This window comes from Bradyrhizobium sp. HKCCYLS3077 (assembly GCF_051167555.1).
Classification (GTDB): Bacteria; Pseudomonadota; Alphaproteobacteria; order Rhizobiales; family Xanthobacteraceae; genus Bradyrhizobium.
Genome location: NZ_JBNPTH010000010.1, coordinates 54,710 through 70,310 on the forward strand (window position 1 = coordinate 54,710; position 15,601 = coordinate 70,310).

Here is a 15,601-nt window from a genome sequence, read left to right on the forward strand (position 1 = left end):
ATGTCGCTGATCCAGGAGGCGCGAACGAGGGACGGCGTGTTGGCGCGGGGCACGACCGCGAAGCCGGCCAGTTGGTCCGTCACGGAGCAGCCCTGGGGCTGGGCGCTGGCGGCGCTGCTGCTGATCATGCCGCTCATCGCCAACGGCTTCTTCCTGATCGAGATCTTCGGCACGACCCTGATCCTCGGAACGATCGCGCTGAGCCTGATGTTCCTCGCCGGCTATGGCGGCATGGTCAGCCTGATGCAGCTGACCATCGCGGGCTTTGCCGGCTACATGGTCGCGGTGTTCGGCGTCAGCGGCAACGCCAATATCAGCCTGGGCTGGCCATGGTGGCTGGCGACGCCGATGGCGCTGGTGCTCGCGGTGGCGTTCGGCACGCTCGGCGGCGCGCTGGCGGTACGCACCGAAGGTATCTACACGATCATGATCACGCTCGCGATCGGCGCGGCGTTCTACTATTTCACCAACCAGAACTGGGCGATCTTCAACGGCCATACCGGCATCAACACGGTCGCGACGCCGCATGTCCTCGGCATCAACTGGCGTAGCGACATTGCGTTCTATTACCTGATCCTCGCAGTCGCTGGCCTGTGTTATTCCGCCGTGCTTTATCTGTCGCGCGCGCCGTTCGGGCTGGCGTTGCAGGGCGTTCGCGACAATCCCAGGCGCATGGCCGCGCTCGGTTTCAACGTCAATGCCCATCGCATCGCGGCCTATGCCTTTGCCGCGCTCATCGCCGGGCTTGGCGGCGTGCTGCAGGTCTGGAACTACCGCCAGATCTCGCCGGGCTCGGTCGCGGTCGAACGCTGCATCGACATTCTGATCGTCGCTGTGGTCGGCGGCGTCACCCGGCCGGTCGGCGCCTATATCGGCGCCTTCATCTTCGTCCTCCTGCGCACCTTTGCGCTGGATTTCCTGGTCAAGGTCGGTCTCGACGGCAACCGCTTCCGGCTGCTGATCGGGCTCGGCTTCCTCGCCATCGTGTTCTTCTCATCCGACGGCGTCATCGGCCTGTATGAACGCTGGCGCAAGCGCAGGCAGACCACCGAGGCGCGTCCGGGAGGGCACGGCCATGGATAGGGTGGCTGACCGGCTCTCCGCTCTCGGCTCCACGGCTGCGCTGGAGTTGCGTGGCGTCACGCGCATGTTCGGCGCGCTGGCGGCGCTGACGGACATCACCATCACGGTGCGCCCCGGCGAGCGACGCGCGGTGCTGGGCTCGAACGGGGCTGGCAAGACGACGCTGTTCAACTGCGTCACCGGTGACTTCCTGCCGACGTCAGGCACGATCCGGTTCTTCGGCGAGGATGTCACCGCGTTCCCGCCCTACGAGCGCATCCGGCGCGGGCTGCGCCGGACCTATCAGATCTCCGCGCTGTTCCTTGGCCTGACCGTGCGCGACAACGTCTATCTCGCCTGCCGAGGCGTCTCGCGCGCGCGCTTCTCGATGCTGCGGCCGCGCGCCAACGACGCGCTGATGCAGGCGGCCGAACGCCTGATCGAGGCGGTGCATCTGACATCGGTGCGCGATCAGCTGGTGTCGGAGCTCGCCCATGGCCAGCAACGCCAGCTCGAGATCGCGCTGGCGCTGGCGGGCGCGCCGCGCTTCATCCTGTTCGACGAGCCGGCGGCGGGCCTGTCGCCGACGGAGCGGCGCGAGTTGGTCCAGATCCTGACATCGCTGCCGCCGCATATCGGCTACATCATCATCGAACACGACATGGATGTGGCGCTGCGCGTCGTCGAGAGCGTGACGATGATGCACAACGGCCGCATCTTCAAGGAGGGCGCGCCGCACGAGATCGAATCCGATCCGGAGGTGCAGGAGCTGTATCTCGGAGGCGGCCATGAATGATCGCGGCCGCTCCGTGCCCGCGCTCGATGTCCGCGGCCTCGATGTCTATTATGGCCATTCGCATGCGCTGCAGGGCGTCGACCTCCGGCTCGAGTCCGGCGTGTTCTCGCTGGTCGGCCGCAACGGCATGGGCAAGACCACGCTGTGCAAGGCGATCATGGGCCTGCTGCGGCCGTCCGGCGGCGCGGTGCGGCTGCGTGGCGAGGATATCACCGGGCTCAATCCGGCGCGGATCGCGCGGTTCGGCGTCGGCTATGTCCCGCAGGGGCGGCGTCTGTGGCGCTCGCTGAGTGTCGACGAGCATCTGCGGCTCGCGGCCGGGCTGCGCCGCGGAGCCTGGACGGTGGATCGCGTCTACGAGACGTTTCCGCGGCTTGCCGAGCGCCGCAACAATGGCGGCGGGCAGCTCTCCGGCGGCGAGCAGCAGATGCTCGCGATCGCGCGCGCACTGCTGACCAATCCGCAGCTCCTGATCATGGACGAGCCGACCGAGGGGCTTGCGCCGGTCATTGTCGCCCAGGTCGAGGAGATGCTGATCCGGCTCGGCCAGGATGGCGACATCGCGGTGCTGGTGATCGAGCAGAACATTGGCGTCGCCACCGCGATCTCGCCGCGCGTCGCGATCATGGTCAATGGCCGCATCAACCGCATCATCGACTCCGCGCGGCTGGCCGCCGACCGCGAGCTGCAGCAGCGGCTGCTGGGCGTCGGCCAGCATGCGGGAGACGAGACCGATCTCGGCACGGAGCAGGCGAGGGAGGAGCCTGTCGCCCGCGCAGCGACGTTGGCGTCGCCGAAGGCCGCGCCGGTCAGGGTCTACGTCTCCAATCCAGTGCTGCCGACGCGCTGGTCGCAGCCGGTGCCGGTCGCGCAGATCGAGGCCAAGGCGCGAACGGTCTCGACCAGCGTGACCCGTCTCGACGAGGCGGCGCGCGTCGGACGCGAGCGCACAGCACCGGTCTCGTCCGGTCCGCCGGCGGTGATCGTGGCCGGCACGCTCGACACAAAGGGCGAGGAGCTGCGCTTCATCCGCGACATCATTGCCGGCCATGGCCTGCGCACACGGCTTGTCGATGTCTCCACCAGTGGCAAGCATGCGAGTTGCGACGTCTCGGCTCAGGAGATCGCGCTCAATCATCCGCGTGGCGGCTCGGCCGTGTTCGGCTCCGACCGTGGGCAATCCGTGACCGCAATGGCCGACGCCTTTGCGCGCTGGCTGCGGCGGCAGGACAATGTCGCCGGAATCATCTCGGCCGGCGGCTCGGGCGGCACGTCGCTCGTGGCCCCTGGCATGCGCGAATTGCCGATCGGCGTGCCCAAGCTGATCGTCTCGACTGTCGCCTCGGGAGACGTCGGCGCCTATGTCGGGCCTGCCGACATCGCCATGATGTATTCAGTCACCGACGTCCAAGGCCTGAATTCGATATCCCGCGCGGTGCTCAGCAACGGCGCGCATGCGCTGGCCGGCATGGTGACGGCGCGGCAGCAGCAACAAACCATCGTTGGAGGCGCCAAGCCGCAGCGTCCCGCGCTCGGCATCACCATGTTCGGCGTGACCACGCCGGCGGTGCAGAAGATCACGGCCGAGCTGCGCGACGACTACGAATGCCTCGTCTTCCATGCCACCGGCGTCGGCGGCCGCTCGATGGAGAAGCTGGTCGACTCCGGGATGCTCGCCGGAATCATCGACCTCACCACCACCGAGGTCTGCGATCTACTGATGGGTGGCGTGTTTCCGGCGACCGAGGACCGCTTCGGCGCCATCATTCGCTCGCGCGTGCCCTATGTCGGCTCGGTCGGCGCGCTCGACATGGTCAATTTCGGTGCGCCCGAGACCATTCCGGAGCGCTATCGCGGCCGCAAGTTTCATGTCCACAATCCGCAGGTCACCTTGATGCGCACGACACCCGCCGAAAACACGGAGATGGGGCGCTGGATCGGCGAGCGGCTCAATCGCATGGATGGCCCGGTCAGGTTCTTCCTGCCCGAGAAGGGAGTGTCGGCGCTCGATGCGCAGGGCCAGCCGTTCTTCGATCGCGAGGCGGACGAGGCGCTGTTCCGCAGCCTCGAACAGACCGTGCGGCAAACCTCGACGCGGCGGATCATCCGCGTGCCGCATCATATCAACGACAACGAGTTCGTTGCCACGATCGTGGCCGCCATCAGGCCGATGCTCGGGCGGCTGCCGGCGCGGCGCAGACAGGCGAGGTGATGGTCATGCCGAGATATGAGCGCGCACCGTTGCTGAAGAAGTTTCGCGACATGGTCCGTCGCGGCGTGCCAATCATCGGCGGCGGCGCCGGCACCGGGCTGTCGGCGAAATGCGAGGAGGCCGGCGGCATCGATCTGATCGTTATCTATAATTCCGGCCGCTATCGCATGGCCGGCCGTGGTTCGCTGGCCGGGCTGATGGCCTATGGCGACGCCAACGCGATCGTGGTCGAGATGGCCGCCGAGGTGCTGCCTGTCGTCAAGAGCACGCCGGTGCTTGCGGGCGTGAACGGCACCGACCCGTTCCGCGACATGGATGTCTTTCTCGACGAGCTGAAGGCGCTCGGTTTCTCCGGCGTGCAGAACTTTCCGACTGTCGGCCTGATCGACGGCACCTTCCGCGCCAATCTCGAGGAGACCGGCATCTCCTATGCGCTGGAGATCGACATGATCGGCCGCGCCCATGACAAGGACCTGCTGACAACGCCTTACGTGTTCAACGAGGCGCAGGCGACGGGTATGGCGATAGCGGGGGCCGACATCATCGTCTGCCATCTCGGCCTCACCACCGGTGGCTCGATCGGCGCGCAGACCGCGCCGAAGCTGGAGGACTGTCCCGGCCTGATCGACAGCTGGGCATCGGCTGCGTTGAGCGTGAATCCCGAAATCCTGGTGCTGGCGCATGGCGGTCCGATCGCCGAGCCCGCCGATGCCGACTACATCATGAAGCATACGAAGAACTGCCATGGCTTCTACGGCGCCTCCTCGATGGAGCGGCTGCCGGTGGAGCGGGCACTGACCGAGCAGGTCCGGCATTTCAAGGCGATCAGCTCGCGGCCGCGCCGCGTCTGAGGTGACGACACGAGATCCGGAAGCGATGGCGCCTGGCGCCGCGCCCGCCGGACAGGAGATTGAGGGAGGCATGCAATGTCCGGGGCTTTGATCGGTGAGCTGATCCTGTGGCTGATCGTTGCGATCATCGTCATCGTGGTCGCCGTCTATATCGTCAACTGGCTCTACCACCGCTCCTCGAAAGAGGTCTCCTTCGTCCGCACCGGCTTCATGGGCGAGCGCGTCGTCATCAATGGCGGCGCCTTCGTGATGCCGTTCATCCACGACTATACGCCGGTCAACATGAACGTGCTGCCGATGGGAATTACGCGCGCAAAGCAGGACGCGGTGATCACCCGCGACCGCATGCGCGTCGACGTCGAGGCCGACTTCTACGTGCGGGTGCAGCCGACCCGCGAGGCGGTCTCGATCGCGGCGGCGACGCTCGGCCGGCGCACCCTCGAACCGGAAAAGCTGCACGCGCTGCTCTCCGGCAAGTTCATCTCCGCGCTGCGCTCGGTCGCAGCGGAGATGACGATGGAGCAGATGCATGAGCAGCGCGGCGACTACGTCTCGCGCGTGAAGGCAGCCGCCTCCGAGGCACTCGCACAGAACGGGCTCGAGCTCGAATCCGTCGCGATCACCGATCTCGACCAGACCGATCTGGAGTTCTTCAACCCGTCGAACCGGTTCGACGCCGAAGGCTTGACCCGGCTGATGGAGGACATCGAGAGCAAGCGCAAGCTGCGCAACGACATCGAGCAGGACTCGATGATCAAGATCCGTACCCGCAACCTCGAAGCCGAGCGTGAGGCGCTGGAGATCGAGCGCGAGAGCGAGACGGCGCGGCTGGAACAGGAGCGCGACATCGAGATGCGCCGCGCCCTGCAGCGGACGGAAGTCGCACGCGAGCGGGCGCTGCGCGAGACCGAGGCCGAGCAGGCGCAGATTTCCGCGCGCGAGGCGATCGAGAAGGCACGCATCGCCAACGAGCTCACCATCGCCGAGGCGCGGATCGCGGCCGAGCGCGACACGCGGCAGCGCGAGATCGAGCGGACCCGCGCGGTCGAGGAGCGCGAGCTGCTCGCGCGCGAGGACATCGAGAAGGCCCGGATTGCCAACCAGCGCGCGATCGATGCCGCCCGCATCGAATCCGAGCGCGAGGTGCGCCAGCGCGACATCGAGCGGACCCGAACCATCGAGGAGGCGGAAATCGCGGCGCGCGAGGCGGTGGAGAAGGCGCGGATCCAGCAGGATCGCGTCGTCTCCGATGCGCGCATTGCCAATGACGAGGAGACGCGGCGCCGCGAGATCGAGCGCACCCGCGCCATCGAGCAGGCCGAGATCGCCGCGCGCGAGGCGACGGAGAAGGCGCGGATCGCGCAGACCATGATCGTCAATCTGGAGCGCATCAGCTCCGACGAGCGCACCCGCGCCACCGAGATCGCGCAGGTCCGCGCCATCCAGGAGGCGGAGATCGAGGCGCAGAAGGCGGTCGAGGCCGCGCGGATCGCGCGCGAGCAGGCGCTGTCGGCGGAACGCATCGCGGCCGAGCACGCCACGCGCAAGCTGGAGATCGAGCGCAATCAGGGCATCGAGATCGCCGGCATTGCCGCGCGGGAAGCCACGGAAGCAAGCCGTATCGCCCAGGAGGAGCGGGTGCGCGCCTTGGAGATCGCCCGCGTCAGGACCATCGAGGAGGCCGACATCGCATCGCGCGAAGCCATCGAGGCGGCGCGGATTGCGCAGGAGCAGGCGGTCGCCGCCAAGCGCATCCTCTCCGAGCAGGAAACGCGCAGCCTGGAGATTTCGCGGACCGAGGCCGTCGAGGCGGCCGATCTCAAGCGGCGCGAGGCCGTGGAGCGGCGGCGCATCGAGGTCGAGCTAGCGCTGGAGGCCGAGCGCATTGCGTCGTCGCGGACGCGGGAGGTGCTCAACATCGATCAGAAGAAGGCGATCGAGCTTGCGGACGAGACGCGGGTCATCGAGCTCGCCGCCAAGCGGGCCGAGCGCATCGATGCCGATCGTCAGGTCAAGGAGGCCGAGATCGTCGCGCGCAAGCAGGTCGAGACCGCCGACGTGTCGCGCGAGCAGGCGCTGGAGGCGGTCCGGCTGGAGCGTCGCCGCGCCATCGAGCAGCTCGAAGTCGCGCGCGTTCAGTCGCTGCAGGAAGCGGAGATCGCCGCCCGCGAGGAGGTCGAGCGCGCGCGCATCGCCTCCGACCGCGGCCTCGACGAGGCTCGCATCGGTCGCGAGCGTGAACTGCGCAAGCTCGAGGTGAATCGCGAGAAGGACGTCGAGACCGCACTGATGGAGAAGGCCATCGCGCTGTATCAGAAGTCGCTGGAGGAATCCGCGGCCAAGGTCACGGCGGAGGAAGCGCGCACGCGCGCCACCGAGGCGGCGGAGAAGGTCATCACCGCGCGCGAGAGCGAGATCGCCCGCCGCCGCAAGACCGTCGAGGTCCTGCTCGCCGAGAAGCAGGCGGAGGAGACGCGCATCGCCGCCGAGGCCGAGCGCGTGCGCGCGGCGGTGGAAGCCGAAGCGCAGCGGCTGCTCAACGAGGCCGAGAACGTGCTGACCGACCAGGCGCGCTACTCGCTGTTCCGCCGCAAGCTGCTCGACCGCATCGAAGGCATCGTGCGCGAGAGCGTCAAGCCGATGGAGAAGATCGAAGGCATTCGCATCCTCCAGGTCGACGGCCTCAATGGCAATGGCGGCAACGGCAATGGCGGCCGCAGCGCGACCGACGAGGTGATCGACTCCGCGCTGCGCTATCGCGTGCAGGCGCCCCTGATCGACTCCATCCTCTCCGATATCGGCGTCGAGGGCGGCAGCCTCGCCAAGATGCCGGGCCTGATCCGCGAAGCCCGGGACATGCAAGGCATCCGCAAGGACACCGCGGTGCGCAAGGAAACTGGAGGAGGAGGCGGTGATGCCAGCTCGTCCGAGCCGCCCGCCGATCGCGGTCCGCGCAAGAAGGGTTGATGCGCCATGGCGAGGGTCTACGTCTCCACTGTCGTCAACGCCCGCAACGATCGCGTCTGGGCACGCGTCCGCGACTTCAACGGCCTGCCGAACTGGCATCCGGCGATTGCCGAGAGCCGCATCGAGGGCGGCGAGCCCGCCGACAAGATCGGCTGCGTCCGGGATTTCCGGCTGCGCAATGGCGACCGTATCCGCGAGAAGCTGCTCGGCCTGTCCGACTACGACATGTTCTGTACTTATTCGATTTTGGAATCGCCAATGGGCGTGTCGAACTATGTCGCGACCTTGCGGCTGACGCCGGTGACGGACGGCGACAAGACCTTTCTGGAATGGACCGCCGAGTTCGACTGCGCGCCGGAGCGCGAGGCCGATCTCGTCGGCTCGATCGGCGGCGGCGTGTTCCAGGGCGGCTTCGATGCGCTCAAGCGCGCGTTCGGAGGCTAGTCCGTGCCGCATGTCGTCAAGAGCACCATCATCGACGCGCCGACCGACCGGGTCTGGGAGGTACTGCGAGATTTCAACGGCCATGACCGCTGGCATCCGGCGGTCGCGACCTCGGCGATCGAGCGCTCGCAGACCTCCGACAAGATCGGCTGTGTCAGGCGCTTCCGGCTCCAGGACGGCTCCGAGCTGCGCGAGCAATTGCTCGCGCTGTCGGACCTCGAACAGAGCTTCAGCTACTGCCTGCTCGATACGCCGGTCGCCTTGTTCAACTACGTCGCCCATGTCCGGCTGCTCCCCGTCACCGATGGCGATCGCACGTTCTGGCATTGGGAGAGCCGGTTCACGACGCGGCTGGAGCAGGCCGAGGCGCTGACGCGCATGGTGGCGGAAGACATCTACCAGGCCGGCTTCGAGGCGATCCGCTCGCATCTGAAGCAGGCGGCATGAGCGAGAGGTGAACCGATGCCGGTGACGGTGAAGACATTCCAGGCGCTGGGCGAGGCGGCCTCCGCGCTGTCGTCGGACCGCGCCGCGCGCTATCTCGGCGGCGGCACCTTGGTGATGCGCGATCTCAACGAGGGCGACGTCTCGATTGCGACCGTGGTGCGTGCCACCGACCGCGCCTTGCAGAGCATCGAGGCCGCCGGCGCGCGTGTGCGCATCGGGGCCGGCGTCACCTTCGCGCGCGTGCTGGCCGAGCGCGAGCTCGCGTTCCTGCATCCGGCCGCGCGGTCGATCGGCGGCCCGGCGGTGCGCAACATGGGCACCGTCGGCGGCAATCTGTTCGCGCCGGCGCCGTTCGGTGATTTCACCGTGGCGCTGCTGGCGCTCGACGGCATGGTGTCGCTGCAGGGCGGCTTCGGTCTGCGCGACATGCCGCTCGAAGAATTTCTGCAATCGCGCGACCGGCAGGCCGGCGCGCTGGTGGTCGCTGTCTCCTGTATCCGGCCGGCATCGGCCGATGCGTTCCGCTACCGCAAGATCGCGCGCATCAAGCCGAAGGGCGGCTCGGTCATCACGCTCGCCGTACATCTCCCGCAGAGCGGTGGCCGCGTCACCGGCGCGCGCATCGCGCTGGGGTCGATGGCGCCGACCGCGATCCGCGCCAAGGGAGCCGAGCGCGCGCTCGAAGGCCGGCCGCTCGATGCCAGCGCGATCAGTGCGGCCGCGGCCGCCGCAGGCGAGGGGACGGCGCCGACCGATAATTCGCTGGCGAGCGCGTGGTACCGACGCGAGGTGGTCGGCGTACATCTGCGGCGGCTGTTGTCGGGACAGGAGAGCTAGAGCATGGCCAAGACTCCACTTCAGTTCCGCCACAACGGCCGCGACGTCGCGCTGTTCGTCGATGGCGGCACCAGCTTGCTGGTGGTGCTGCGCGAGATGCTCGGCGACGTCACGCCGAAGTTCGGATGCGGGCAGGGCGGCTGCGGGGCCTGCACAGTGCTGATCGACGGCGAAGCCCATCTCTCCTGTTTGACGCTTGCAGAAGCCGTGGAGGGCCGCGCTATCGAGACGCTCGACGGCATCAAGACGGGTCCGAACCTGCATCCGCTGCAGCGCGCCTTCGCCGAAGGGTTTGCCGCGCAATGCGGCTTTTGCACGCCGGGCATGCTGATGGCCGCCAAGGCGCTGCTCGACCGCAACCCGCAGCCGAGCCGTGAGCAGGTCGTCGAAGCGATCTCCGGCAACATCTGCCGCTGCACCGGCTACGAGCCGATCATCAATGCGGTGCTGGCGGCGTCGTCGCCGCGCGCAAGCGCGTAAGGGAATATCGTCATGCTGGAATTGCGCAAGGACATCTTCGCCGACGAGCGCGACGACAATCTCAACGAGGTCGGCAAGGGTACCCAGCGCCAGGACATGCTGGGCCACGTCACGGGCACCTCGATCTATTTCAACGATCACAAGCTGCAGGGCATGCTGCATTTGCGGGTCGTGAGGTCCACGCAGCCGCATGCGAGGCTGCGCCGCGTCGACACCAGCGAGGCCGAGCGAAGCGAGGGCGTCCGGCGGATCATCAAGGGCTCCGATGTGCCGCGCAATCTCAATACACTGCTCAGCCTGATCAATTTCGGCAAGGATGACGAGCCAACGCTCGCCGTTGACAAGGTGCGCTATCGGGGCGAGCCGATCGTGGCCGTGGTTGCCGAGACCCCGCGCGCTGCGGCCGAAGCGGCGGCCAAGGTTCGCGTGGACTACGAGACCTTGCCGGCGGTGTTCGACGTCGAGGAGGCGCTGAAGCCGGGCGCGCCGACGGTCAATGAGACCTATCCGAAGAACACCTTCACCTATCACGACCGCTACGACCATCAGAAGCTGCGCTTCGGCGACGTCGAGCGCGGCTTTGCCGGCGCCGATCATGTGCTCGAGCAGCGCTACCAGATGTCGCCGATCGAGCACGCCCCAGTGGAGACCAACGGCTCGATCGCGGCGCCCGACACCAATGGCCGCTATGTCGTCTATACCTCGACCCAGGCCTTGTTCTTCTCGCTCGACACCTGCGCCAAGATCCTCGATCTTCCGTCGAACACCTTCCACTTCATCGGCGGCACCGTCGGGGGCGGCTTCGGCGGCAAGGTCGACACCTTGACGGAGCCGCTCGCGATCCTCGCGGCGATGCTGACCGGGCGGCCGGTGCGCTACGTGTTCGGGCGCGAGGAGGAGATGCAGTTCGGGCCGCCGCGCGGCGCCGAGCGGATCTACATCAAGGACGGCGTGATGCGTGACGGCCGTATCGTCGCGCGACAGATCCGCGGCTATTTCGACTCCGGCGCCTACACCCGGCTGTCGAGCTATGCGGTGGTGAAATGCGCGGCGCATCTGCCTGGGCCTTATACTATCCCCAACGTTCACGGCGACATCTACTGTGTCTTCACCAACCGCACCCCGGCGACCGCGATGCGCGGCTTCGGCATCACCGGCATGGATTTCGCGCTCGAATGCCAGATGGACAAGCTTGCGCATCTCATCGGCATGGACCCCATGGAGTTCCGCATCCTGAATGCGTATCGCGACGGCGACATGAAGGCGCATCGCCGTGAGGCCAAGAACACCGCGCTGATCGAATGCGTGCAGGTTGCGGCTGAGAAGGCCAAATGGCCGATCCGCGAGGAATTCCGCCGGATGTCGTCGCGCAAGGACGGAGGCGGGGCGCGGGCGGCGGTGCCGTCGACGCCACGCGAGTCCGTGCCGCCGCGGTCTGCGCCGGCGCAGCAGCGAACCAGCTACGACCGCGGGCTCCCGATTTCTCCGCCGCCCGAACCGCCACCACCTCCGCCGCCTTCCGCGCCATCGCCGGCGGGACATGGCGCTACCCGGTTCTCATCCGTGTTCGGCACGAGGAGGCGCTGAGATGGCGAGGCACCGCGGCCGCGGCATGGCGGCGATCAACTATCCCATCGGCATGAATCTCGGCGGCGATCCGAGCCAGGCGCTGGTGCACTCCAATCCCAGCGGCAAGTTCACGGTGGCGCTGTCGTCGATCGATCTGGGGCAGGGCATGAAGTCGGTGACGCGGCAGATCTGCGCCGAGACGCTCGGCGTTCCGGTCGAGGACGTCTATGTCGACACCGCGGACTCCGACACCGGACCGCATTGCATGGGCTCGTTCGCTTCGCGCGGCACCCATCGCGTCGGCAATGCGGTGATGGCGGCGGCGAAGGAGGCGCGCGGCGTCATGATGGAGGCGGCGGCCGAGGAACTCGAAGTGAACGCCAGCGACCTTGAGACCGACGGCCGCGGCAACATTCACGTCAAGGGCGCGCCGCATCGTTCGATCTCGGTCAAGGACGTCGCCATCGCCGCACAGTTCCGGCAGGGCAAGACCATCTCCGGCCGCGGTATCTTCCTGGTGCCGTTGTCGGACGTCGATCCCGAGACCGGCGAGATGTCGCCCGCGACCTGCTACGCGCATGCCTGTCTGGTGGCCGAGGTCGACGTCGATGACGAGACCGGCGAGGTCGGCGTGGTCAGGATGGACTCGGCCTATGAGCTGGGTCGCGCACTCAATCCGCGTCTCGTCGAGCAGCAGCTGGTCGGCGGCGCCTGGATGGGCATGAGTCACGCGCTGTATGAGACGACTGAGCCTTGTTATCCTGATCCCAGGCAGGGCCCGCGCGACTTCGTCGAGTATTTGATGCCGGGGCCGGGCGACATCTGTCCGCACGACATCGCCGTGTTGGAGCGGCCCGCGCCTGACGGTCCGTTCGGCGGCAAGGGACCGGGCGAGATGTGCGCCAACCCGGTGCTGCCGGCGATCGCGAATGCGATCTTCAATGCGGTCGGCGTGCGCATCGACGAACTGCCGATCACGCCGGAAAAAGTGCTGCGCGCGATCAAGGCTCAGGGCGGCGCGCGGCCGCAGACGCGGCGGTGACGGCGCATGGTGGTCCGCAGCAACATCGTCGGCATCGACTCGCCGCAAGCGCTGGAGAAGGCGCTGCGCGCGGCCTATTACCTCGCCGATGACGGGCTCTCCACCGCGGCCTATCTCGCGCTCGCGCTCGGCAAGCCGCTGCTGCTGGAGGGCGCGCCGGGTGTCGGCAAGACCGAGGCCGCGAAGGCGATCGCCGCCGTGCTCGGCCGTAAGCTGATCCGGTTGCAATGCTATGAGGGCATCGACGCGGCGGCTGCGCTCTACGAGTGGAACTATCCGCGCCAGATGCTCGCGATCCGCCAGGCCGGCGAGGAGAGCATCGACATCTACGGCGAGACCTTCCTGATCGAGCGGCCGATGCTGGCCTGCCTGCGCGCGCCGGACTCCACTGTTCTGCTGATCGACGAGATCGATCGCGCCGACCAGGAGTTCGAGGCCTTCCTGCTCGAATTCCTGTCCGACTTCCAGATCTCGATTCCCGAGCGCGGCACGGTGCGTGCGGCCGAGCGGCCGGTCGTGGTGCTGACCTCGAACCGCACCCGTGACCTGCATGAAGCGCTCCGCCGCCGGTGCGTGTATCATTGGATCGACTACCCCGATGCGGAGCGCGAAGCGCGGATTGTCATGATGCGCGCGTCGAGCGTCGCTGAGGCGACTGCGCGCGCGGTGGTCGCAGCCGTCGCAAAGCTCAGGCGTGAGCCGCTGAGCAAGGCTCCGGGGATTGCCGAAGCCGTCGACTGGGCGGAGGCCGCGACCTTGCTGAACCGCACCGGCGCGCGCTGGCCGGATGCGTTCAAGCGCTCGATCGGTGTCGCGCTGAAGGATGAGGAGGATCTGTCTTTCATCGCCCCGCGGCTGGACGCGCTGCTGGCGGAGGCGACGACATGAGCGATCTCCGCCTGCCACGAGCCACCGAGGTTTTCGTGACCTTTGCCGCGCTGCTGCGGCGGAACGGCTTTGCCATCGCGCCCGAGCAGACCACGACCTTTCTCGCGGCGATCGAACTGCTCGGGCCAACCAGTCTCGACGACATCAGGCGTGCGGGAGCCGCGACCTTGGCGCCGCCGCCGGAACGGCTTTCGACCTACAATCTGCTGTTCGACATCCATTTCGGCGTGACCGAGGCGACGGCCCTCAGCGAGACCGACCAGCAGGACGACGTCGTCCGTCTTCAGGAGGAGGGCGACGACGGCGTCGATCCCGACAGCGCCCAGGAGCAGAACGAGTCCGGTCTCGCGGCCACGCAAGCCGAGGCATTGGTCGCACGCCGCCTCGCGGCGACCAGCGGCGGTAATGCCTTGCAGCGCCTCGCGCGGCAGGCGCGCGCAAGATTGCCAAAGCGGCGCGGCCATCGGCGGATGCGTGCGCGGCGCGGCAGCTTCGTCGATTTGCGCCGCACCTTGCGGGAGAGCGTGCGCCGCGACGGCGAGGTGCTGTCGTTGCGGCGGCTGAAGCGGCGGCCGCGGCTGCGCCGTCTGCTGCTGCTCATTGACGTCTCCGGCTCGATGAAGGCGCGCACCGAGGACAATATGCGGCTGGCGCATGTGCTGGTGCAGGCGGTGCCGCAGGCCGAGGTGTTCACTTTGGGCACGCGGCTGACGCGGGTCACGCGGCCACTGCGGCTGAAGCGGCGCGAGCAGGCGCTACTGGCCGCCTCGCATCTCGTCAGCGACTGGGACGGCGGCACGCGCATCGGCGAGGCGTTGCAGGCCTTCCTCGCGGTGCCGCGCTTCTCGACCTATGCGCGTGGCGCGTCGGTGCTGGTGATCTCCGACGGGCTGGAGCGCGGTGATCATACGGCGCTCCGCGATGCCGTCTGGAAGCTGTCGCTGCGCGCCTGGCGGCTGAGCTGGCTAACGCCGCTCGCCACAAGTGCCGGCTTCAAGCCGCAGACCGAAGCGCTGCAGGCGATCGCGCCGTTCGTCGACGACATCGTTCCCGGCGGTTCCGACGAGGCCATCGTCGCGCACGTGCTGTCGCTGGCGCAGAGGAGGGCGGCATGACCGGCTATGTCGACGCGCATCATCACATCTGGCGCCAGGCCGATCTGCCCTGGCTGGTCGGGCCGATGCAGCCGCGCATCTTCGGCCCGTATGAGCCGATCCGCCGCGACTACCCCATCGAAGAGTATCTGCAAGACCTCGCAGGGAGCGGCGTGGCTCAATCGGTCTATGTCCAGACCAATTGGGCCAAGGACGGTTTCGAGGACGAGGCCGCATGGGTGCAGCGAACCGCCGACCAGCACGGCTTTCCGCATGCGATCGTCGCCTACGCTGACCTCGCCGTCGATGACGCGCGGCCGCAATTCGACCGGCTCGCGCACTATCCGCTGCTGCGTGGCGTCCGGATGCAGCTGCACTGGCATGACAATCCGCTGTATCGCTTCGCTGCGTTTCCCGATCTCTGCAGCGACCCGAATATCCGCGCCAACATCGCACGACTGGCCGACTATGGCTGGTCGTTCGACCTGCAGGTCTTCGCCGGCCAGATGGCGAGTGCTGCGGCGCTGGCCGAGAGCTGTCTGTCCGTCACCTTCATCCTGCAGCACGCCGGCATGCTGGAGGATCTTTCGCCTGAAGGACGCGAGCAATGGCGAGCGGGCATGCAGCGGCTCGCCGCCTGCCGCAACGTCGTCAGTAAGCTCTCCGGCCTCGGCACCTTCATTCGCCGCAACGATCCGGCGCATGTCGCCGATGTCGTGCGCGAGACGATCGGGATGTTCGGCCCTGACCGCTGCCTGTTCGGATCGAACTTCCCGATTGAAAAACTCTGGACGAACTATCGCGCGCTGGTCGCTGGCTACGAGGCTGCCATCAAAGACTTCGACGAGCGAGCGCGAAAGCAAGTGATGGGAGAGACCGCGCGGCGGGTCTACCGGCTCACGTGATGCTGCG

The 15,601-nt window shown here is 67.5% G+C and carries 14 protein-coding genes; all 14 read left to right on the forward strand.

Going from position 1 to position 15,601, the window contains the following annotated elements; translation table 11 throughout:
- The 14 genes from ACQR0Z_RS31675 to ACQR0Z_RS31740 all read left to right on the forward strand — a co-directional run bounded on the left by ACQR0Z_RS31675 (nt 1) and on the right by ACQR0Z_RS31740 (nt 15,594).
- Nucleotides 1-1,083 carry a branched-chain amino acid ABC transporter permease gene (locus tag ACQR0Z_RS31675; RefSeq protein WP_434921254.1) on the forward strand — a complete coding sequence of 361 codons (1,083 nt, stop codon included), beginning with the start codon at nt 1-3 and terminating at the stop codon, nt 1,081-1,083.
- Nucleotides 1,076-1,858: an ABC transporter ATP-binding protein gene (locus tag ACQR0Z_RS31680; protein WP_434857746.1), complete on the forward strand. Its 783-nt coding sequence runs from the start codon at nt 1,076-1,078 to the stop codon at nt 1,856-1,858. Before ACQR0Z_RS31675 ends, ACQR0Z_RS31680 begins: the two co-directional genes overlap by 8 nt.
- Nucleotides 1,851-4,070: an ABC transporter permease gene (locus tag ACQR0Z_RS31685; RefSeq protein ID WP_434921255.1), complete on the forward strand. Its 2,220-nt coding sequence runs from the start codon at nt 1,851-1,853 to the stop codon at nt 4,068-4,070. The genes ACQR0Z_RS31680 and ACQR0Z_RS31685 overlap by 8 nt, the downstream gene beginning before the upstream one ends.
- Before the next feature lie 5 nt (nt 4,071-4,075).
- Nucleotides 4,076-4,921, forward strand: a complete 846-nt coding sequence (locus tag ACQR0Z_RS31690) for a phosphoenolpyruvate hydrolase family protein (protein ID WP_434857744.1) — start codon at nt 4,076-4,078, stop codon at nt 4,919-4,921.
- 75 nt (nt 4,922-4,996) lie between these two features.
- Nucleotides 4,997-7,888 carry a flotillin domain-containing protein gene (locus ACQR0Z_RS31695; protein WP_434921256.1) on the forward strand — a complete coding sequence of 964 codons (2,892 nt, stop codon included), beginning with the start codon at nt 4,997-4,999 and terminating at the stop codon, nt 7,886-7,888.
- 6 nt (nt 7,889-7,894) lie between these two features.
- Nucleotides 7,895-8,332 (forward strand): SRPBCC family protein, encoded by a 438-nt coding sequence (locus ACQR0Z_RS31700; protein ID WP_006609919.1) that lies wholly within the window; start codon nt 7,895-7,897, stop codon nt 8,330-8,332.
- A 3-nt stretch (nt 8,333-8,335) separates the two neighbouring features.
- The gene (locus ACQR0Z_RS31705; RefSeq protein ID WP_434921257.1) at nt 8,336-8,779 is read left to right on the forward strand and encodes an SRPBCC family protein; all 444 of its coding nucleotides are present in this window, start codon (nt 8,336-8,338) and stop codon (nt 8,777-8,779) included.
- 15 nt (nt 8,780-8,794) lie between these two features.
- A complete protein-coding gene (locus tag ACQR0Z_RS31710) occupies nt 8,795-9,616 on the forward strand; it encodes an FAD binding domain-containing protein (protein ID WP_434921258.1) in 822 nt (273 codons plus the stop codon).
- A 3-nt stretch (nt 9,617-9,619) separates the two neighbouring features.
- Nucleotides 9,620-10,096, forward strand: coding sequence for a (2Fe-2S)-binding protein (locus ACQR0Z_RS31715; RefSeq protein ID WP_434921259.1), 477 nt, complete (start codon nt 9,620-9,622; stop codon nt 10,094-10,096).
- Between the two features lie 12 nt (nt 10,097-10,108).
- On the forward strand, nt 10,109-11,683 hold the full coding sequence (locus ACQR0Z_RS31720) for a xanthine dehydrogenase family protein molybdopterin-binding subunit (RefSeq protein WP_434921260.1): 1,575 nt from the start codon (nt 10,109-10,111) through the stop codon (nt 11,681-11,683).
- Nucleotide 11,684: 1 nt separating this feature from the next.
- A complete protein-coding gene (locus ACQR0Z_RS31725; RefSeq protein WP_434921261.1) occupies nt 11,685-12,707 on the forward strand; it encodes a xanthine dehydrogenase family protein molybdopterin-binding subunit in 1,023 nt (340 codons plus the stop codon).
- A gap of 6 nt (nt 12,708-12,713) precedes the next feature.
- Entirely contained in the window at nt 12,714-13,595 is an 882-nt protein-coding gene (locus ACQR0Z_RS31730; protein WP_434921262.1) for an AAA family ATPase, read from the forward strand.
- Nucleotides 13,592-14,710: a VWA domain-containing protein gene (locus ACQR0Z_RS31735; protein ID WP_434876704.1), complete on the forward strand. Its 1,119-nt coding sequence runs from the start codon at nt 13,592-13,594 to the stop codon at nt 14,708-14,710. The genes ACQR0Z_RS31730 and ACQR0Z_RS31735 overlap by 4 nt, the downstream gene beginning before the upstream one ends.
- A complete protein-coding gene (locus ACQR0Z_RS31740; RefSeq protein ID WP_434921263.1) occupies nt 14,707-15,594 on the forward strand; it encodes an amidohydrolase family protein in 888 nt (295 codons plus the stop codon). Before ACQR0Z_RS31735 ends, ACQR0Z_RS31740 begins: the two co-directional genes overlap by 4 nt.
- Nucleotides 15,595-15,601: the final 7 nt, after the last annotated feature.